Source organism: Janthinobacterium psychrotolerans (assembly GCF_001677885.1).
In the GTDB taxonomy this organism is placed as follows: Bacteria; Pseudomonadota; Gammaproteobacteria; order Burkholderiales; family Burkholderiaceae_D; genus Janthinobacterium; species Janthinobacterium psychrotolerans.
Genome location: NZ_LOCQ01000052.1, coordinates 154,925 through 175,383, shown reverse-complemented (window position 1 = coordinate 175,383; position 20,459 = coordinate 154,925). Strand labels below are relative to the sequence as shown.

The following is a 20,459-nucleotide window of genomic DNA, read 5'->3' as shown; positions in this document are numbered from 1 at the left end:
AAGAGGTGGCAATGCTGACGAGTGAACAGGAACAACAATTGCAGCGCAGCCTGGCGGCGTTTGATATCTATTACGACGAGCTGGGCGGTGCGCTGGTCGGCTTTGTCGAGCGCCTGGGCATGCAGCCGGCGCATGAAGTGCTGGGCAATGCGGCCGAATACCTGCCGTATATCGATGCGGCCATGCGCACCATCGCCATCCGCGATGAAAGCTGGCAATGGGTGAAAACCATGCTCGGTTACTTTCTGGGCGAATATTTCGTGCAGACCTGCGCCGGTTGCTGGTACGTGGAAACGCGGCCCCAGTCGCCGCATTTCTGCCGCACCATGGTGGGCGGCTTTGAAACGGGGCTGCCGCTGGACGCGGCCATCGAGCCCGAGGCGCTGGCGCTGGCCTTCCTGGCGCAGGCCCTGCCGCGCGAACTGGTCAGCCTGGTTGCCGCGACGGAAGCGGGTCTGGCTGCACAGCATTGACTATTTGTTCATGACCGTGGTGCCCCAGGTCTCGTCATAATCGGCGTTGTGCGCACGGGTAAAACCCTGGGCATCGCTGCGGCCTTCGTCGACCTGTTGATTGTCGCGCAAAATGATATAGCGGCGATTGCCCGCGTCCTGGTCGCCCGGGTAGGCCAGCTGCATGCGGTAGACCACTTTGCTTTCTTCGCGTACCGGCGCCGGCTGCGTTTGCGTGGCGGCCGCTTGTACCGACCGCAGTTGCAGCAGCGGCGTACTCTGCTGGGGATGTGATACCAGCCATTGCATGAATGCCGCGTCCTGCTTCGCGCTCAAGTTGCCGGACTCGGGCCAGACATACAGGAAGGTGACGGGCGTGGCGTGTGATGTGCCGCTGGCCGGCAAGCGCCATTCCGCGATGCGCTTGCCGCCCGATGGCGTGTTGATGGTCAGCAGGCTGGACGTGTTGCTCAGTGCCTGCTCCGACACGGTGCTATCTTTCGTGCCACCGGCCAGTTCGGCCAGCACCAGGCGCTGGTTATCTTTTTCCAGCGCGTTCAGCGACAAGGAGCGCAGGTAGCGCGTGCGCAAGCTGAAGCGGTAGGGAACTCCCTCCAGCATGAACTTGCCTTCCGTGCGCGTGGCCTCGTGCCAGCCGGGCAGGGGAGCGAGCTTGACCATGCCGTGCATGATGCACAGGCCTTCCTGTGCTTGCGTTGCCGGCGGGAACGGCGTGGCGGACACCTCGCTGGCCGCCAGGATTTCCCTGGCGCGCTGTTCCGTCACGTCCTGAAGACGGCTGACGGCGCGTTTCTGGAAACGCAGGGTGGTGCCGTCGCGATGGATAAAGCCGGTGACCTGCACCACGTTCGGATCGAAGGGTTGCCTGTCTTCTTCTCGCGCGACGATCAATAGCCCGTGATTGTCCGGCAGGGTAGCCACCGGTTTCAACAGTTGACGCACGCGCGCGCCGTCGACCGGCGCTTGCGCAGCCTGCACGCGCCGGCGATAGCTGGCTTCGTCTTCGCGCCAGGTGTCGATATCGCCCCAGTAGAACTGGTAGGCGCCGCCCAGGAACTGCAAGGGCACTTGTGGCGTGACGGCCACGCGGCCGATGCAGTAGCCGGCGCTGGCCGGCGCGCTGGTTTGCTGGCGTGGGGCGTTGCTGCAACCTTGCAAAATGACGGCGGCCAGCAATACCAGCAGCAGCAGCAGGACCAGGCGGTTGACGGACAGATGCACGGTGCTTCCTTCAAAAAGATCGAAGCGCGATTGTAGCTGCGGGCGTGCCTTGTCCGCCGTTACTTAGACCCTGGTCAGAACTCTTCCCATTCGCCTTCGCTGCCGCCGGTCTTCGGCTTGCTGCGCTGTGCCGGCAGGCTCAGGGCAGGAGCAGCAGCTTTCCGTGCTGGCGCCGCTGGCGCTGCCGGCCGGCTGGTACGCACGGGTGCCGCTGCGATGGTGTCGAGCCGAAACACGCTGACCACCTTTGCCAGCTCGCTGGCCTGGTCCTGCATCGCTTCGGCGGCAGCCGAGGCTTCTTCCACCAGCGCGGCATTTTGCTGGGTCACCTGGTCCATTTCGGAAATGGCCTGGTTGACCTGTTCGATGCCCGCGCTTTGCTCTTCGCTGGCGTTGCTGATCTCGCTCATGATCGAGGTGACAAAACCGATGCTCTGCACGATTTCTTCCATCGTGCTGCCAGCCTTGTCGACCAGTTGCGTGCCGGTATCGACCTTTTGCACCGAGTCGTCGATCAGGCCCTTGATTTCCTTGGCGGCGGCGCTTGATCGTTGCGCCAGGTTGCGCACTTCGGAGGCCACCACGGCAAAGCCGCGGCCCTGCTCGCCGGCACGGGCCGCTTCCACGGCCGCGTTCAGGGCCAGGATATTGGTCTGGAAAGCGATGCCGTCGATGACGGAAATAATGTCGACGATTTTCTTCGACGAACTGTTGATGTCGCCCATGGTCGACACCACTGCGGCCACCACGGCGCCGCCGCGGCTGGCGATATCGGCCGCGTCGCCGGCCAGCTTGTTGGCCTGGCGTGCATTGTCGGTATTTTGCTTGACGGTCGAGGTCAGCTCTTCCATCGACGAGGCGGTCTCTTCCAGCGAGCTCGCTTGCTGTTCCGTGCGCGACGACAGATCCATATTGCCAGCCGCAATTTCGGACGAGGCCGTGGCGATGGTGTCGGTGCCGCTGCGCACCTGGCCGACGATGGCCACCAGGCTGTCGTTCATGGTTTTCAGGGCCTGCATCAGCTGGCCTGTTTCATCGCGGCTGGCCACCACGATGGTGCTGGTCAGGTCGCCGGCGGCCACGGTTTCGGCCACCTTGACGGCGGCCTGGATCGGCTGCGTGATCGAGCGCGAGATGCGCCAGGCAAACACGATGCCGACCACGATGGCCAGCAGGCCCAGTTCGATCAGCAAGGTGCGGGTGCTGGTGTAGCTGTCCATGATGCTGTTGGCGACGCCGTCGGCGGCGTTGATCTGCATCTCGGCAAAGCGTTTGACTTCCGCCAGGTAGGCGTTGGTGATCGGCGTCAGGTCCTTGTAGAACATCTGCTTGGCGGCGTCGAAGTCGCCATCGGCCTTGAGCTGGAAAGCGCGGCCGCGCACCGTGACGTAGTCGGTGCGGACCTTGCGCACGACCTGGAACTGTTCCTTGACGGCCGGATTGCGCAGCGAGGCGGCGATCTGGTCCTGCAGCTGGATCGAGCGCTCGGCTTGTACCTTCAGGTCCTGTTCCATCCTGGCGCGCGCAGCCGGATCGTTCATCTCGAAGGTGGCCACGCCACGCACGCTGTTGATCTCGATGATCTTGGCCCACTCGGCCACCATGCGCTGGTTCTTGATGCTGGTGTGGATCAAACGATAGGTAAGGTCGCTGGCGGTTTGCATGCGCACGATGGCGGTCACGGTCAGGGCGGTGAGCAACAGCAATACGACGGCAAAGCCGACGCCCAAGCGCCCGCCGATATTCAGGTTTTTCATGGTGGTCCTAGCAAGTTGAGTAATCATGATCGCCGCCGCCAGCAAAGGGCGGACAGGCGCCGCAAGGCGCAGGGGATCGGGGTCTACGGGTGCCGCGTGATTCGTTGCGGCAAGCCACATCAAGCGTGGCGATGGAGATAATGCTCAGGAAGCGGCGACTTGGTGGGTCGTCTTCCAACAAGCGTCAAGTATAGCATTGATGCAAAGAAATAGTTTTTCAAAGCAATTTAAATATTATTTTTGCAATTTTATTATGTGGTTTATTTACCTCAAGTGGCCTGTCTATAAGTACTGTTACTTACATGCCACTTACTTTACCGGGCCGGCGCTGTTATCATTGTCATGAGAATGGTTCTCATTCAAATACATCACGGGAGTCATATGCAGTCGCGCAACAAGCCAGTATTTACACCGATTACCATCGCCCTGCTGGGCGCCTTTGCCGCCAGCGTCGTGCCGTCACTGGCATTTGCCCAGGAAAGCCTGCCGGCCGTGACCGTCACGGCCGCCAAGGATGGCAATGCCTATGTGGCGGCCAGTTCGGGCAGCGCCACCAAAACAGACATGGCCTTGCGCGATGTGCCGCAGACCGTCAATGTGGTGCCGGCCGCCGTGATCCGCGACCAGCACGCGCTGTCGATCCAGGACGTCCTGAAAAATATTCCGGGCGTCGGCCTGTCCACCGGCGACGGCCAGCGCGACCAGGTGTTCATTCGCGGCTTCACGGCCATCGGCGACCAGTTTGTCGACGGTTTTCGTGACGACGCCCTGTATTTCCGCGACCTGTCGAACGTCGAGCGCCTGGAAGTGATCAAGGGACCTGCCGCCGTGCTGTACGGACGCGGCTCGTCGGGCGGACTGGTCAACCGCATCACCAAAAAACCTGGCCTGGACATCACCGACGTGGCGCTGAGCCTGACCAACACGGCAGGACGCCGTGGCGAAATCGACGTCGGCCGGGTGGGCGAGGATGTCTCCTGGCGCGTGACGGGTGCGCGCGAATTGTCCGGCAGCTACCGCGATCAGCAGTTTCTCAATCGCACGGCGCTGGCGCCCTCGGTGGCGATACGCCTGTCCGGCGACACGCAATTGCTGCTGCAGGGCGATTACCTGGAAGACCGCCGCCTGACCGATTTTGGCATTCCGTCGTACCAGGGGCGTCCCGTCGACGTCGACCCGCGCACGTATTTTGGCGCGGCCAATGCGCGCGATGCGGACTTTTCCCAGTCGCGCGTGGTGTCGACCTCGGCCACCCTGACGCACAAGTTCAGCGATACGCTGTCACTGCGCAACGCCTTCCGTTACTACGACTACCACCTGGACCGCAACAACACGAATATCTCGGGCAATGTCAACGAAGTGCGCGCCTCCATGAATCTCGGGCATGCCAAACTGAACCGTGATGAAAACGGCTGGTTCAACCAGACCGAGCTGACGCAAAAGCTGGTGACCGGCAACGTTCGCCATGAAGTGCTGTATGGCGCCGAATTCGGTACCCAGGGCAAGGACGCCAGCAACTGGGCCGCCACCGTGGTGGCGAACAACATTTCCATCTTCAATCCCGTGCTGCCGAGAGTCGAGCGCACCAGGCTGGGCGTGCGCAGCGACACCTTCGGCACCTATGACACGGCGGCCGGCTATGTACAGGACGCAATCACCTTCAGCGCTCAGTGGAAGGCGCTGGCCGGCCTGCGCTACGACCGCTACCAGCAGCAATCGCGTCTGCTCAATGCGGCCGGTGCTACCACGGCGAACCTGTCGCGCACGGATGCGGCCTGGAGCCCGCGCGCCGGCCTGGTCTGGCAGCCGGGCGCCACGCAGTCGTATTACGCCTCGTGGAGCCGCTCGTTCCAGCCCAGCGGTGAAAATTTCGCGCTGGCCGCCAACAACGCCGACCTGGCGCCGGAGTCGACGCGCAATACCGAAGTGGGCGCCAAATACGATCTGCTCGGCGGGCGCGCCAACGCCACTGTCTCGCTGTTCCGCCTGGAACGCGACAATATCAAGACCAGCGACCCGGTTAGCAACCGCATCGTGCCGGTCGGCACCCAGCGCACCGACGGCCTGGAGCTGACCTTCAACGCCGACCTGCACGGCGGCTGGAAAATGACGGCCGGCTATGCGTATCTGGACGCCACCATTACCGATTCGATCGCCGTCGACCGCAGTGTCAATGTGCCCGGTTCAACTACCGCCAGTGCGGTCGCCATCAAGGGCAAGCGTGCTACCTTGACGTCGCGCAATACCGTCAATCTGTGGCTGACCAGGGACCTGGGCCATGGCTTTACGGTCGGCGGCGGCGCCAACGCCATCGGCAGCCGGTATGCCAATCCGGGCAATACGGTGCTGCTGCCCGGCTATGTGACGGCCGACGCCATGGCCGCCTACCGCAGCGGCCGGTACGAGGTGCAGCTGAACGTCAATAATCTGGGCGACACGCGCTACATCGTCTCCGGCCACGGCAGCAGCCCGAACCTGAGCTTGCCCGGCGCGCCGCGCAATGTGGCGCTGACCTTGCGCTACAGCCTGTAGGCCAGGGGTTCGTGGGATACTGGCGTTTTGGACGAAAGGACCGCCATGACGCCACATCTTCCCGACCCACGCATCACCGGCCTGCTGGGCGTGGACCTGCCCGTGATCCAGGCGCCGATGGTGGCCGCCGCAATGCACGAGATCGTCATTGCGGTGGCGCAGGCCGGCGGCCTCGGTTCGCTGGCCTGCGCCGGTCTCGATGCGCAGCAGATCCGCACTGAAATGCAGGCGATCCGCGCCGCCACCGACAAACCCGTCAACCTGAATTTCTTTTGCCACCAGCAACCCGAAGCCGATGCCGCGCGCGAAGCGGCCTGGCGCGCGCGCTTGCTGCCTTACTACTTGGAGCTGGGCGTCGATCCGGCCTTGCCGATACCCACTTCCGTGCGCCATCCGTTTGGCGAGGAAATGTGCGCGCTGGTCGAAGAGCTGCGCCCCGGCGTGGTCAGCTTTCACTTCGGCCTGCCGGCACCGGCACTGCTGGCCAGGGTCAAGGCGACCGGTGCGGTGGTCCTGTCGTCGGCCACCACCGTGGCCGAGGCGCTGTGGCTGGAGCAACACGGCTGCGACGCCATCATCGCCCAGGGCTGGGAAGCGGGCGGCCATCGGGGCATGTTCCTGACAGATGATATCGATGCGCAAGTCGGTACCTTCGCTTTGGTGCCGCAGATTGTCGACGCCGTGTCACTGCCGGTGATCGCGGCTGGCGGCATCGCCGACGCGCGCGGCGTGCGCGCGGCGCTGGCGCTGGGGGCCTCGGCGGTGCAGCTGGGCACGGCTTATCTGCTGTGTCCGGAAGCGCGCACCTCGGCCATCCACCGCGCCGCGCTGGCCACCGCGCGCGACGACCAGACGCGGCTGACCAATGTGTTTACGGGGCGGCCGGCGCGGGGCCTGGCCAACCGGCTGGTGCGCGAAGCCGGGCCGATGTCGGCGCTGGCGCCGGCCTTTCCGCTGGCCGGCGGCGCCTCCCTGCTGCTCAAGCAAAAGGCCGAAGCGCAGGGCAGCGGCGACTTCAGCCTGCTGTGGTCGGGCCAGGCGGCGCGCCTGGCAGCGAGCTTGCCGGCTGGCGATTTGACCTTGCAGCTGGCGGCGGCAGCCGGGTTTGTTGTATAAAAGAAACTATACTTTCGTATAGGAAAATATTGTCGTTCATGAATCTTGATTTCGTGACTCAGCCGTATCTGTAATTGAGGCGTAAAATGCTGTTATATGGCACAAGCATGTTGTTTATATTTTATCGATATGACACTGGCTTGCCGTAATGACTATTATTTTTACTCACCTCATAGAGGCCTGATATGGTTCAGATGTCCAGGCGCCAGTTCCTCCGGGTAACTGGCGCGACCATTGCCGGCTCCAGCCTCGCCATGCTCGGTTTTGCACCGGGCCAGGCGCTGGCGGAAGTGCGGCAATACAAGCTGTCCCGGACCACCGAGACACGCAATACCTGTCCTTACTGTTCGGTAGGGTGCGGGGTCCTGTTGTACGGCCTGGGCGACGGCGCGAAAAACGCCGTCTCCAGCATCATCCACGTGGAAGGCGATGCCGATCACCCCGTCAATCGCGGCACTTTGTGCCCGAAAGGCGCCAGCCTGATCGACTTCATCCACAGCCCGAACCGCCTGAAAGTGCCCGAGTACCGCGCACCGGGTGGTACCGAATGGCAACCGATCTCCTGGGATGTGGCGCTCGACAAGATCGCGCGCCTGATGAAGGATGACCGCGACGCCAACCTGATCGAAAAGAATGCCGACGGCAAGACCGTCAACCGCTGGCTCTCCACCGGCATGCTGGCCGCGTCCGCCGGCAGCAATGAAGTCGGGTACTTGACCCACAAGACAGTGCGCAGCATGGGGATGCTGACCTTTGATAATCAGGCGCGTGTATGACACGGACCGACGGTGGCAGGTCTTGCCCCGACGTTTGGCCGTGGCGCGATGACGAATCATTGGGTCGATATCAAGAATGCCGATGTGATCCTGGTCATGGGCGGCAATGCAGCGGAAGCACATCCTTGCGGCTTCAAATGGGTCACGGAAGCGAAGGCGCATAACAAGGCCAGGCTGATCGTGGTCGATCCGCGTTTTACCCGTACCGCATCGGTGGCGGATTACTACTGCGCCACGCGTACCGGCACGGACATCGTCTTCCTCGGCGCGATCATCAATTATCTGCTGACGAACGACAAGATCCAGCATGAGTACGTGCGCAACTACACGGACATGCCGTTTATCGTGCGTGAAGACTATGCCTTTGAAGATGGCCTGTATTCGGGCTTCGACAAGGAAAAAGGCCAGTACACCGACAAGAGCACCTGGGACTACGAGATCGGCGAAGACGGCTATGCCAAGGTCGACCCGACCCTGGAACACCCGCGCTGCGTCTATCAGATGATGAAGAAGCACTATGCGCGCTACACGACCGAGATGGTCGAGCGTACGTGCGGCGTGTCGGCCGACAAGTTCCACAAGGTGGCCGAAGCGCTGGCGTCGACCGCCGTGCCGGGACGCGCCGGCACCATCCTGTACGCGCTGGGCTGGACCCACCATTCGACCGGTGCGCAAACCATCCGCACGGGCGCCATGGTGCAGCTGTTGCTGGGCAATATGGGCATCGCCGGCGGCGGCATGAACGCCTTGCGCGGCCACTCGAACATCCAGGGCCTGACCGACCTGGGCCTGATGTCGAATTTGCTGCCCGGTTACATGACGTTGCCGAACGAGGGTGAGCAGGATTTCGACGGCTATATCGCGGCGCGCGCCACCAAGCCGCTGCGGCCGAACCAGCTCAGCTACTGGAGCAACTACCGCAAATTCCACGTCAGTTTCATGAAGACGTGGTGGGGCGACTTTGCCACGGCCGAGAACAACTACGCCTACGACTACCTGCCCAAGCTCGACAAGCCGTATGACCTGATGCAGGCCATCGAGAATATGCACCAGGGCAAGATGACCGGCTATATCTGCCAGGGCTTCAATGTGCTGGCGTCCGCGCCGAACAAGCAGAAGGTCACGGAAGCGCTGTCGAAACTGAAGTTCCTCGTGATCATGGATCCGCTGGCGGTGGAAACCGGTGAATTCTGGAAGCCGCACGGCCAGTATCACGAAGTCGATCCGAGCAAGATCATGACCGAAGTGTTTCGCTTGCCGACCAGCTGCTTCGCCGAAGAGCGCGGGTCGCTGGTCAGCTCCTCGCGCGTGCTGCAGTGGCACTGGCAGGCGGCCGAACCGCCGGGCCAGGCGCGCAGCGACCTCGAGATCATGTCGGGCCTGTTCCTGCGCATACGCAGCCTGTACCAGAAAGAGGGCGGCAAGTTCCCGGACCCGATCGTCAACCTGACGTGGAATTATGCCCAGCCGCATAACCCGCAGCCGGAAGAGATCGCCCGCGAATTCAACGGCCGTGCACTGGCCGACCTGTACGATCCGAAGGACGCCACCAAACTGCTGGTCAGAAAGGGCGAGCAGCTGGCATCGTTTGCGCAGCTGCGCGACGACGGCACCACCACCAGCGGTTGCTGGATTTTCGCCGGCAGCTGGACGCAGGCGGGCAACCAGATGGGACGGCGCGACAATAGCGACCCGACCGGCATCGGCCAGACCCTGGGCTGGGCCTGGGCGTGGCCGGCGAATCGCCGCGTGCTGTACAACCGTGCCTCGTGCGACCTGAAGGGCAAGCCATTCGACCCGACCCGCAAGTTGATCGAATGGAATGGCAGCAACTGGACCGGCGCCGACATTCCCGACTTCAAAGTCGACGAACCGCCGGAAAATGGCATGGGTCCGTTCATCATGCTGGGCGAAGGCGTGGCGCGGTTCTTTGCGCGCGGCGCCATGGCCGAAGGTCCGTTCCCCGAGCATTACGAGCCGTTTGAAAATCCGCTCGGCTACAATCCGATGCATCCGAAAAACCCGCAGGCGACCAGCAATCCGGCCGCGCGCGTGTTCGCCGATGACCGGAAAATGTTCGGCACGCATGAGGAGTATCCGCATGTGGCGACCAGCTACCGCCTGACCGAGCATTTCCATTACTGGACCAAGCATGCGCGCCTGAACGCCATTATCCAGCCACAGCAATTCGTTGAAATCGGCGAAGAGCTGGCGAAAAGCATCGGCGTGGTGGCCGGTGGGCAAGTGCGCGTCAGTTCCAAGCGCGGCCATATCATCGCCAAGGCGGTGGTGACCAAGCGCATCAAGGCCTTGCAGATCGAGGGCAAGCCGGTGCACACCGTCGGCCTGCCGCTGCACTGGGGCTTTACAGGCCTGGCGCAGCCTGGGTATCTGATCAATACCCTGACACCGGGCGTGGGGGATGCGAATTCGCAAACGCCGGAATTCAAGTCCTTCCTGGTGAAGGTGGAAAAAGCATGATGGGAGCTCAATAATGGCACTGCAATCTTTGGATATCCGGCGCCTGTCCGCCACCACCGTCACCCCGCCGCAGGCGAGGACGCCGGTGACCGGCACGGTGGCCAAGCTGATCGATGTATCGAAATGCATCGGCTGCAAGGCTTGCCAGACGGCGTGCATGGAATGGAACGACTTGCGCGATGAAGTCGGCGAAAACCATGGCACCTACGACAATCCGACCGACCTGACGCCGCAATCGTGGACGGTGATGCGTTTTGCCGAACACGAAAGCAATGACGGCAATCTCGAATGGCTGATCCGCAAGGACGGCTGCATGCACTGCGAAGACCCGGGCTGCCTGAAAGCCTGTCCGGCGCCGGGCGCCATCGTGCAGTACACCAACGGCATCGTGGACTTCCACCAGGAAAACTGCATCGGCTGCGGCTACTGCGTGGCCGGCTGTCCTTTCGACGTGCCCCGCATTTCGAAAAAGGACGACCGCGCCTACAAGTGCACGCTCTGTTCGGACCGCGTGGCCGTCGGCCAGGAACCGGCCTGTGTGAAAACCTGCCCGACCGGCGCCATCGTGTTCGGCACCAAGGAAGACATGAAGGTCCATGCGCAAGAGCGCATCGTCGACCTGAAGTCGCGCGGCTTTGAAAACGCCGGCCTGTACGACCCGCTGGGCGTGGGCGGCACGCACGTGATGTATGTGCTGCACCATGCCGACAAGCCGCGCCTGTATTCCAACCTGCCGGACCGGCCGCGCATCAGCCCGATGGTCGGCTTCTGGAAAGGCTGGTCCAAGCCGCTGGCCGTGGCCGGCATGGCCGCGACCGCACTGGCCGGTTTCTTCCACTACACGCGTGTCGGTCCGAACGAAGTGAGCAGGGAAGAAGAGCGCGAAGCTTTGGCAGAGGCCAACCGCATCCGGGAGGAACAGCATGAATCATAGTGAACAGCACAATGATCCCTTGCGTGACAAGGACGGCAATCCGCTGATACAGCGCTACCACCCCAATGAGCGCAGCAATCACTGGATTACCGCCATCACCTTCGTGATGCTGGCCCTGTCGGGCCTGGCCATGTTCCATCCGTCGATGGCGTGGCTGGCGCTGCTGTTCGGCGGCGGCCAATGGACGCGCATTTTGCATCCGTTTGCCGGCCTGGTGATGTTCGTCTCCTTCGCGATCCTGGTGCTGCGCTTCTGGCACCACAACCAGTTCGAGGACGGCGACAGGCAGTGGCTGAAACAGATCGACGACGTACTCAACAACCGCGAAGAAAAGCTGCCGAAGGTCGGCAAATACAACGCCGGCCAGAAGATCCTGTTCTTCGTGCTGCTGTTCTGCATGGTTGGTCTGCTGCTGTCGGGCATCGTGATCTGGCGCGCGTATTTTGCGTTCTACTTCCCGATTCCCGTCATCCGGGCGGCGGTGCTGCTGCACGCGATCTGCGCCTTCGGCATCATCTGTTCGATCATCGTGCATATCTATGCCGCCCTGTGGGTCAAGGGCTCGATCGGCGCCATGGTGCGCGGCACCGTCACGTATGGCTGGGCGCGCAAGCACCATCCGAAGTGGTTCGAGGCGGTCATCCGCACTACGAGAAAGTAGGCAGCAGGGTAGCTCGGCTTAGCGCTGCGTAAGCCGACATGCTCCGCCGCCGGCGTGTCTGCATGCCAGGGCCGGTCCACAGGACTGGCCCCTTTCTTTTTATCGATTAAAATGCTTTACAGCACCGTTTTTTTGATGGGAACTCCATTGGTACAACGCATACTCCAGCCAGGCGAAATCGAAGGCCTGGACCACAACGCGATTGCGCGCCTGCTGCTGCCGCAGCCCACCAGCTTGTTTACCGCGCGCGCGCTGCGTCTGCGCGAACTGGCGCAGGGCAATATCAAGGGCATTCCGGTCGATGCCGGCATGCAGGGCTACCTGGTGCTGATGGCCGCGCTGGCCGATGCGCAGGCGGCGGTGGTCGCCAAACTGGCGCCTGGCACCGTGCCGGTGGCCGACGCCGATGCGCTGCGCCGCGCGGTCCAGCACCGCATGCCGGTGCTGCCGGTCAGCGGCGCGCGTCCGCCGGTCTGGCGCGACATCTTCCGTGACTTGCTGGGCGAACTGGCCGCCACGGCCGCCACCCAGCCGGCGCTGTCGGCTGGCTTGACGCAAGTGCTGGCGCAGCTGCGCGCGCTGGACAATGTGGCGCTGGACGCCTGCGCCGATGCCGTGCTCGATGAAAACGGCGACAACCTGAACCCCATGCACGCGCCGTTTGTCGCCGCCGCGCTGCAAATCCTGTGGTCCAGCTCGGCCAGCGGGCTGCGCGCGGCGCGCGTGCCCGACCTGGAGACGGGCGCGCTGTGCCCCGTCTGCGGCTCGCACCCGGTGGCCAGCGTGATCCGCATTGGCGGCCAGTCGCAGGGCTATCGCTACCTGCACTGCGGCATTTGCGAAAGCGAATGGCATATGGTGCGCGTGAAGTGCTCGACCTGCGAACAGAACGGCAAAATCGCCTACCAGGGCCTGGACGCCAGCGATGCGGCGCCGTTCGACCCGGTCACGGCCAGGGACGACAAGCTGGCCAACAAGGCGAACGACCCGAAAAAGGTGGCGCGCGCGGAGACCTGTGACGATTGCCATACCTACCGCAAGGTCTTCAACCAGGAGCACGATTACAACGTCGAACCGCTGGCCGACGACCTGGCCAGCCTGATGCTCGATCTGCTGGTCGGCGAAGCGGGCTACCGGCGCGCCAGCGGCAATCCGCTGCTGTGGCTGGGGAAGGGCGAGGATCAGCAAGCATGACGACCGGGCAAACCGTGCGTCTGCCGTCGGTGGACCGCATCCTGGGCGACGCGGCTTGCCTGGAATTGATCGCGCAATACGGCCGCGTGCAGACGCTGGCCTGCGCGCGCGTGCTGCTGGCCGAGTTGCGCGCCGCCATGCTGGCCGGCGCAGTCTGTGAAGAGGGCGCGTCAATCGCGTTGATCGCCGCGCAGATGGCCGAACGGCTGCAGTCGCAGTCGCGCTCGCAGCTGCGCGCCGTATTCAACCTCTCCGGCACCGTGCTGCACACCAACCTCGGCCGCGCGCTGCTGCCCGACGCCGCGGTGCAGGCCGTGGTGGAAGCGCTGCAGTGGCCGATGAACCTGGAATTCGACCTCGACACGGGCAAGCGCGGCGACCGCGACGACCTGGTCGAGCAGCTGCTGCGCGAACTGACGGGTGCCGAAGCGGCCACCATCGTCAACAACAACGCGGCCGCCGTGCTGCTGATGTTGAACACCCTGGCGCAGGGAAAGGAAGTGATCGTCTCGCGTGGCGAGCTGGTGGAAATCGGCGGCGCCTTCCGCATTCCCGACGTGATGATGCGCGCCGGCGCCGTGCTGCGCGAAGTGGGCAGCACCAACCGCACCCATGCGCACGATTACGCCGAGGGTATCAATCAACATACCGCCTTGCTGATGAAGGTCCATTGCAGCAATTACGCCATTACCGGCTTTACCAAAAGCGTGGAGCTGGACGAGCTGGCGCCGCTGGCGGCCAAGCATGCGATTCCCACCGCCGTCGATCTGGGCAGCGGCACCCTGGTCGACCTGGCCCCATATGGCCTGCCGCATGAAACCACCGTGCGTGAAACGATAGCGGCCGGCGCCGACCTGGTCACCTTCAGCGGCGACAAGCTGCTCGGTGGACCGCAATGCGGCGTGATCGTCGGCCGCGCCGACCTGATTGCGCAAATCAAGCGCAATCCCCTGAAGCGCGCGCTGCGGGTCGGCAAGCTGACCCTGGCCGCGTTAGAGCCTGTGCTGCGGCTGTACCGCGCGCCGGATCTGCTGGCCGAACGATTGAGCACCTTGCGCCTGCTCACGCGCCCGGCGGCCGCCATGCGCGCCCAGGCCGAAACCCTGCTGCCGCCATTGCAAGCGGTGCTGGGCGCCGCCTATGTCGTCACGATGGAGGCGATGAAAAGCCAGATCGGCAGCGGCGCCTTGCCGGTCGACCAGTTGCCCAGCTTTGGCTTGGGCGTCCGCAGCGCGCCAGGCGCGCGCCTGAGCAACCCCCTGGGCACACTGGAACAGCGCCTGCGCGCCTTGCCCCGTCCTGTCATCGGGCGCATCGCGCAAGACACTTTGTTGCTCGATCTGCGCTGCCTGGAAGCGGCGCATCAGGCTGCATTTTTGGCGCAACTCGGTGAGTTGCGCCCATGATCGTCGGTACCGCAGGCCATATCGACCATGGCAAGACTACCCTTACGCGCGCGCTGACGGGCGTGCATACCGACCGCCTCAAGGAAGAACAGGCGCGCGGCATCTCGATCGAACTGGGCTATGCCTACCTGCCGCTGGCGGACGGCACGGTGCTGGGCGTGATCGACGTGCCGGGACACGAAAAATTCATCCGCACCATGGCCTCGGGCGTCACCGGCATCGATTTCGCCCTGCTGGTGGTGGCGGCCGACGACGGCGTGATGCCGCAAACGCGCGAACACCTGGCGATCCTGCAGCTGCTGGGCGTGACGCGCGGCGCCGTGGCGCTGACCAAGATCGACCGTGTTGATGGCGAGCGGGTGCCGCAGGTCGAGCGTGATATCAGCGCGCTGCTGGCGGCCACGCCGCTGGCCGGCAGTCCGGTGTTTGCCACCAACGCCAGCGTGGACAATGACCCTGGCGTGGCGGCCCTGCTGGCGCATTTGTCGCAGGTGGCGCGTGATCTGCCACGGCGCGACGAGCGCCGTTTGTTCCGCCTGGGCGTGGACCGCGTGTTCACGTTGTCGGGGCAGGGCACGGTGATTACCGGCACGGCGCTCGCTGGCCGGGCCCAGGTGGGTGACAGCTTGCAGCTGGCGCCCGGTGGCGAGACGGCGCGCGTGCGCAGCATCCATGCGCAAAATCGCGCGGCGGACGCCGGCATGGCCGGCCAGCGCCTGGCGCTGAACCTGGCCGGCATCGAGCGTGAACGCATCGAGCGCGGCAACTGGATCGTCGCGCCGGAACTGGCGCAGTGCTCGGAACGCATCGACGTGGAACTGACCCTGCTGCCAGGCAGCGGCGTGCAGCTGAAAGCCTGGTCGCCGCTGCATGTACACCTGGGCGCGGCGCACCAGCTGGCGCGCGCCGTGGTAATCGATGGCGACACTTTGTCCCCTGGCCAGACGGCCCGCGTGCAACTGGTGTTCGATACTCCCATGCACGCCGTGCCCGGCGACCGTTTCGTGGTGCGCAATGCGCAGGCCACGCAGACGGTGGGCGGCGGCATGGTGCTCGATCCGTTCGGCCCCGCGCGCAAGCGGCGCAGTCCGGTTCGCCTGGCCTGGCTCGACGCCCTGGCCGCGTTCATTGCGCATGGCAACTATGCGGCGCTGCTGGCGCAAAGTCCCCTCGGCTTGAAGGAATCCTTGCTGGTGCGGCTATCGTTGCTGCCGGCCGCCGTGATCGCGCTGCCCGACGACACGCGCCGCATCGCCCTGCGTGGCGCCGACGCCTTGCTGCTGGCGCCGCAGGCACTAGGGGCTTTGCAAGCGCGCGTGCTGGCGGCCCTGGCCGCCTTCCATGCGCGCGCGCCCGACGAGGCGGGGCCGGAACTGTGGCGCCTGAAGCGCATCGTCGACGCCGACATGGAAGACGCGCTGTGGAGCCATCTGGTCGACGCCTTGCTGGCCAGCGGCGCCATCATGGCGCGTGGCGCCAGCCTGCACCTGCCTGGCCATAGCGTCGAGCTGACGCCCGAAGAGCAGGCCATCGCCGCGCCTTTCCTCGCTGCGCTGGAACAGGGCCGTTTCGAGCCGCCATGGACGCGCGACCTGTCGCGCCGGTTCGTCGTGGAAGAAGACGAAACCCGCCGCCTGCTGCGCAAACTGGCCAAGGCGGGCCAGATCAGCCAGGTGGTGCACGATCTGTTCTACCACCCGGCCGCGCTGGGCGAACTGGCGCTGCTGGTGCGCCAGCTGGCGCAACAGGCGGAAGGGGAGGCGGGCTTGCCGGCCGGCTCCGGCGCCGTGGGCGCGGCCACCTTCCGCGACGCCAGCGGCCTGGGCCGAAAGCGGGCGATCCAGGTCTTGGAATATTTCGACCGGGTCGGTTATACTCGTCGTGTTGGCAATGGGCATCTTTTACGCCCGAACGCGCAGTGGTCATTCACACCCGTCGCCGCCACTTAGTTCTTGCACTGCGGAAAGCACACTCATCCGGTGATGTGGCCGGGCTTCAAACCCGGTGGAGGGCGTCAGACGTTCTCCCGTAGGTTCGACTCCTACTGTTTTCCGCCATTTTCTGCAATATCATGCACATCAACGCCAACCATGTTGTCGGATTAGCGGCGCCATGCGCCGCTAATCCGACCTGCCATGCAAACACCCGCGTAGGTCGGATTAGGCGCAAAGCGCCGTAATCCGACAACACCACTTCAAGACGACCGCTTGCTGGCAAACACCGCCCCCGCCAGCACGATAAAGGTACCGACAATCACCTTCTGCCAGGTGCTCGGCACGCCGGCCAGAATCAGCACATTGTTGATCAGGGTGACCAGCAGCACGCCCAGCAAAGTGCCGCTGACGCTGCCGCTGCCGCCGGTGATGCGCGCGCCGCCCAGGATCACGGCGGCGATCACGTCGAGCTCCATGCCGACCAGATCAAAAGGGTTGGCCAAGCGGGTGCTCGATACGTGCACGATGCCGGCCAGGCCGGCCAGGAAGCCCGCGTAGCCGAACACGAAGATGTGCACGGCGCGCAGCTTGTAGCCCAGGCGTTCGGCGATCGGCAGGCTGCCGCCGATGGCGTACACGGCGCGGCCCATCAGGGTGCGGTTCAGCAGCCACCAGGTCAGGCCTGCCGCGGCGACCAGCACCAGCACGGTGGCCGGCAGCACCGCGTGCACGCCGGTGGCCGTGTCGTGGCGCCAGACGGCCAGCTTGCCGAAAGCGTCCATCGAGTGCGGCACGTTCATGAAGAACACGGTGCCGACAAAGGTCAGCAAAATGCCGCGGTACAGGTACTGGGTGCCGATGGTGACGATCAGCGACGGCGCTTTCAGCCAGTCGACCATCAGGCCATTGAGCACGCCGAGCAAGGTGCCGCCGACGGCGCCGGCGATCAGAATCACCGCCATGCTGGTCTCGGGGAACTGCGTCATCACCAGCTTGGTGATGCCGTACATGGTCAGCGCCGCGATGGCCGCGAACGACACGTCGATGCCGCCGGCGGCCAGCACGATCATCACGCCCAGCGCGAACAGGCCCAGCACGGTACAGGCGCGCACGATGTCGAACACCATCGCCAGCTGGAAGAACTCGGGGTTGATGGCGCCCACCACCAGGCAGACGGCGATGATCAGGGCCAGCGTGAACAGCTGCGGATGGCGCGCCAGGCGCTGGCGCACGGTGATTTTCGGCGCGCCCAGGTCGGCCGCTGTCATGGTCACCGTGCTGTTTTTCAGGGTACTCGTATTCATGCAGCCACCTTGCTGTCGGAGATAAGGGCGTGGTACAGGGTTTCTTCGGCCAGGCCTTCGGCGTCGAAGGTATTGGCGATCTGGCCCTTGCGCATCATCAGGATGCGGTCGCAGTTCTGCAGCAGCTCGGGCAGGTCGTCGCTGACCAGTATCACCGCCAGGCCGTCTTCGGCCAGGCGCTGGATGATACGGTAGATGATGTCCTTGGAGCCGACATCGACGCCGACCGTGGGGCCGTGCAGTATCAGCACGCGCGGGTGGATTGCCAGCCAGCGGCCGATCAGCACGCGCTGCTGGTTGCCGCCGGACAGCGACTGCACCGGACGGTCGACATCTGGCGTGGCGATCTGCAGGTCCTTGACGGTGGCTTCGGCCAGCGCCTGCGCGCGTCCCGCGTCGAGCGCGCCGAAGCGGCTGCGCAGGCTGTTGAGCACTGTCGTGATGATGTTTTCGCGGATCGATTTGTCGAGGAACAGTCCTTCGCTCAGGCGGTCTTCCGGCACATAGCCGATGCGCTGCGCAATCGCGTCGCCGGGATTGCGCAGGGTGATCTGCTGGCCGTCGAGGTAGATCGCGCCGCTGTCGGCGCCGTGCACGCCGGCCAGGGCCAGCGCCAGTTCGTTGCGGCCCGAATCGAGCAGGCCGGTGATGCCGAGGATTTCGCCCTTGTGCAGGCTCAGGTCGACGCCGGAGAAATAGCCGCGCCGGCCCAGGCCCTGCACGCGCAGCAGTACGCTGTCGCCGTCGGTGTGCGAACGGCTGCCGCGGTAACGCCCGCCGTCGAGCTGCTTGCCCGTCATCGCGTGCGTCAGTTCGGCCTTGGTGAAGTTGGCGATTGGCCCTTGCACCACCTTGGCGCCGTCGCGAAAGACGATGGCCTGGCCGCCGATGGCGTAGCACTCATCTAACTTGTGGCTGACGAACAGCACCGCCACGCCTTGCGCGCGCAAGCCTTCGATCACGGACACCAGATTGTCGACTTCCTTTTGCGTGAGCGAGGTGGTCGGTTCATCCATGATCACCATTTTCGCGCTGGTGGCCACGGCGCGCGCGATCGCCAGCAGCTGGCGCGTGGCGATCGGCAGTTCGTCGGCGCGGGTGGACAGAAAATGCGGATCGGACGGCAGGCCGACAGCGGCCAGCGCCCGTGCGGCGGTGGCGTCGACCACGCGGCGGTCGAAGCGGCGCGCCAGGCGGCCGTTGCCGGCGACCAGCTGCTCGCTCAGGGCCACGTTTTCGGCCACGCTCATGTTCGGCAGCAGCGACAGATCCTGGTACACGGTTTCGATGCCGAGGGCCAGCGACTGCAGCGGCGTCAGCGCCTCGTGCGGCTGGCCGTTGATGGTGATGCGCCCTTCGCTCGGAGCGTGGGCGCCGGAGATGATCTTGATCAGGGTGCTCTTGCCGCAGCCATTTTCGCCCAGCAAATGATAAATTTCGCCGGCTTCGATGGTGAGATCGATGCCGCGCAGCGCATGCACGCCGGCATAGCGCTTATGGATGCCTTCGAGCTGCAGGAATACCGAGGCCTTGGCCGCAGCCTTGGTTGCAGGATTGTGGGTGGTACTGGTCATGAATCGATTCTTTCTGCGATAGGCGTTGCCGCACGCGGCCAGCGCGTGATCGCGCCAGCCGCGTGCTCGGTCACTTAAAACGCGTATTTTTTGTAGTTACTCTTGTCTACTTCGACCCACGCCTTGCCCGTAACGATAATGCCCACGCCAGGACCTTTTTTCACGGTGACCGCGTTATAGCCCGGTACGCCCATGTCCATGCCGTTGGTGATCGTCTTGCCCTGCACCAGCATCAGCGCCGCCTTGTTCATCATGATGCCGGCGTCTTTCGGATCCCAGAAGGCGATGCCGCCGACCGCGCCCGACTCCAGGAACTTGGCCGCTTCGCTCGGCAGGCCGGTGCCGTAGACGCAGATCTTGCCGGTCAGGCCAGCTTCTTCGATGGCGCGGCCGATGCCCAGCACGTCCAGCGAGGACGAACCCTGGAAGCCCTTGATGTCCGGGTGCTTGCGCAGGATTTCCTTGGCCTTGCCGTAGGCTTTTTCAGCGTCGTTGGCGGTCTCGTTTTTCGCGTCGACCAGGGTCATCTTCGGATATTTCTTGGCGTTGTTGGCACCGCCGTCAGCCCATTGCACTTGCGACTGGCTGCCCAGGGAGCCCAGCAGGGACGACCATTTGCCGGTCTTGCCCATGCACTCTGCCAGGCGTTCGTTCAGGCGCGCGCCGTAGGCGGTGTTGTCGAACGCTTCGATGTCGACCAGGGTATTTTTCTGGTTATCCGCTTCGTGCGTGACGACCTTGATGCCGCGGTCCAGCGCGCGCTTGAGCACCGGTTCCAGGGTCAGCGGGTCCATCGAGACGACGGCGATCGCGTCGACCTTCTTGGCCACCAGGTCTTCCACCAGGCGCTGCTGCTGGGCGGCGTCGGACTGGGCCGGGCCGATCTGGCGCGCATTGACCACGCCGACGTTGGCGGCGCCGAATTCCTTGACGCCCACCTCCATGCGGTTGAACCAGCTCATGCCGGTGATTTTCACGACCGTGACGATATCGACCGGTTTTTTATTCTGTGCGTGCAGCACGCCGGCAACCGACAGGGTACCCAGGGCGATGATGGCGGCGGCGCATTTTGTTTTCGTAAGCATGTTGTCTCCAA

14 protein-coding genes and 1 tRNA gene are annotated in these 20,459 nt (G+C 64.0%); 10 read left to right on the top strand and 5 right to left on the bottom strand.

Annotated elements, in window-relative coordinates; all coding sequences use genetic code 11:
- Positions 1-11: 11 nt before the first annotated feature.
- Complete coding sequence (locus ASR47_RS10625) at positions 12-473, top strand: hypothetical protein (protein ID WP_065307733.1); 462 nt, start codon at positions 12-14, stop codon at positions 471-473.
- Here ASR47_RS10625 and ASR47_RS27695 read toward each other — a convergent pair whose 3' ends face one another.
- Both ASR47_RS27695 and ASR47_RS10615 read right to left on the bottom strand, forming a co-directional pair.
- Positions 474-1,694 (bottom strand): hypothetical protein, encoded by a 1,221-nt coding sequence (locus ASR47_RS27695; protein WP_217270550.1) that lies wholly within the window; start codon positions 1,692-1,694, stop codon positions 474-476.
- A 74-nt stretch (positions 1,695-1,768) separates the two neighbouring features.
- Complete coding sequence (locus ASR47_RS10615) at positions 1,769-3,451, bottom strand: methyl-accepting chemotaxis protein (protein ID WP_065307732.1); 1,683 nt, start codon at positions 3,449-3,451, stop codon at positions 1,769-1,771.
- A 381-nt stretch (positions 3,452-3,832) separates the two neighbouring features.
- Between ASR47_RS10615 and ASR47_RS10610 the strand changes: the two genes are divergently transcribed.
- From ASR47_RS10610 to ASR47_RS10565, 9 genes are all read left to right on the top strand, one after another.
- Positions 3,833-5,983, top strand: a complete 2,151-nt coding sequence (locus tag ASR47_RS10610; RefSeq protein ID WP_065307731.1) for a TonB-dependent receptor — start codon at positions 3,833-3,835, stop codon at positions 5,981-5,983.
- Between the two features lie 45 nt (positions 5,984-6,028).
- Complete coding sequence (locus tag ASR47_RS10605) at positions 6,029-7,099, top strand: NAD(P)H-dependent flavin oxidoreductase (RefSeq protein ID WP_065307730.1); 1,071 nt, start codon at positions 6,029-6,031, stop codon at positions 7,097-7,099.
- Positions 7,100-7,284: 185 nt separating this feature from the next.
- The gene (fdnG, locus tag ASR47_RS10595) at positions 7,285-10,356 is read left to right on the top strand and encodes a formate dehydrogenase-N subunit alpha (RefSeq protein WP_082988860.1); all 3,072 of its coding nucleotides are present in this window, start codon (positions 7,285-7,287) and stop codon (positions 10,354-10,356) included.
- A 13-nt stretch (positions 10,357-10,369) separates the two neighbouring features.
- Positions 10,370-11,290 (top strand): formate dehydrogenase subunit beta, encoded by a 921-nt coding sequence (gene fdxH / locus ASR47_RS10590; protein ID WP_065307727.1) that lies wholly within the window; start codon positions 10,370-10,372, stop codon positions 11,288-11,290.
- Entirely contained in the window at positions 11,280-11,951 is a 672-nt protein-coding gene (locus tag ASR47_RS10585; RefSeq protein ID WP_065307726.1) for a formate dehydrogenase subunit gamma, read from the top strand. The genes fdxH and ASR47_RS10585 overlap by 11 nt, the downstream gene beginning before the upstream one ends.
- Positions 11,952-12,086: 135 nt before the next feature.
- On the top strand, positions 12,087-13,145 hold the full coding sequence (gene fdhE / locus ASR47_RS10580; RefSeq protein WP_065307766.1) for a formate dehydrogenase accessory protein FdhE: 1,059 nt from the start codon (positions 12,087-12,089) through the stop codon (positions 13,143-13,145).
- Positions 13,142-14,551, top strand: coding sequence for an L-seryl-tRNA(Sec) selenium transferase (selA, locus tag ASR47_RS10575; RefSeq protein WP_065307725.1), 1,410 nt, complete (start codon positions 13,142-13,144; stop codon positions 14,549-14,551). Before fdhE ends, selA begins: the two co-directional genes overlap by 4 nt.
- Complete coding sequence (gene selB, locus ASR47_RS10570) at positions 14,548-16,500, top strand: selenocysteine-specific translation elongation factor (protein WP_065307724.1); 1,953 nt, start codon at positions 14,548-14,550, stop codon at positions 16,498-16,500. The genes selA and selB overlap by 4 nt, the downstream gene beginning before the upstream one ends.
- A 12-nt stretch (positions 16,501-16,512) precedes the next feature.
- Positions 16,513-16,608, top strand: a tRNA-Sec gene (locus tag ASR47_RS10565).
- A gap of 137 nt (positions 16,609-16,745) precedes the next feature.
- Here the strand turns inward: ASR47_RS10565 and ASR47_RS10560 are convergent.
- The 3 genes from ASR47_RS10560 to ASR47_RS10550 all read right to left on the bottom strand — a co-directional run bounded on the left by ASR47_RS10560 (position 16,746) and on the right by ASR47_RS10550 (position 20,448).
- Positions 16,746-17,753 carry an ABC transporter permease gene (locus ASR47_RS10560; protein ID WP_065307764.1) on the bottom strand — a complete coding sequence of 336 codons (1,008 nt, stop codon included), beginning with the start codon at positions 17,751-17,753 and terminating at the stop codon, positions 16,746-16,748.
- A gap of 32 nt (positions 17,754-17,785) precedes the next feature.
- Entirely contained in the window at positions 17,786-19,363 is a 1,578-nt protein-coding gene (locus ASR47_RS10555; RefSeq protein ID WP_082988857.1) for a sugar ABC transporter ATP-binding protein, read from the bottom strand.
- A gap of 74 nt (positions 19,364-19,437) precedes the next feature.
- The gene (locus ASR47_RS10550) at positions 19,438-20,448 is read right to left on the bottom strand and encodes a substrate-binding domain-containing protein (RefSeq protein WP_065307723.1); all 1,011 of its coding nucleotides are present in this window, start codon (positions 20,446-20,448) and stop codon (positions 19,438-19,440) included.
- Positions 20,449-20,459 lie beyond the last annotated feature (11 nt).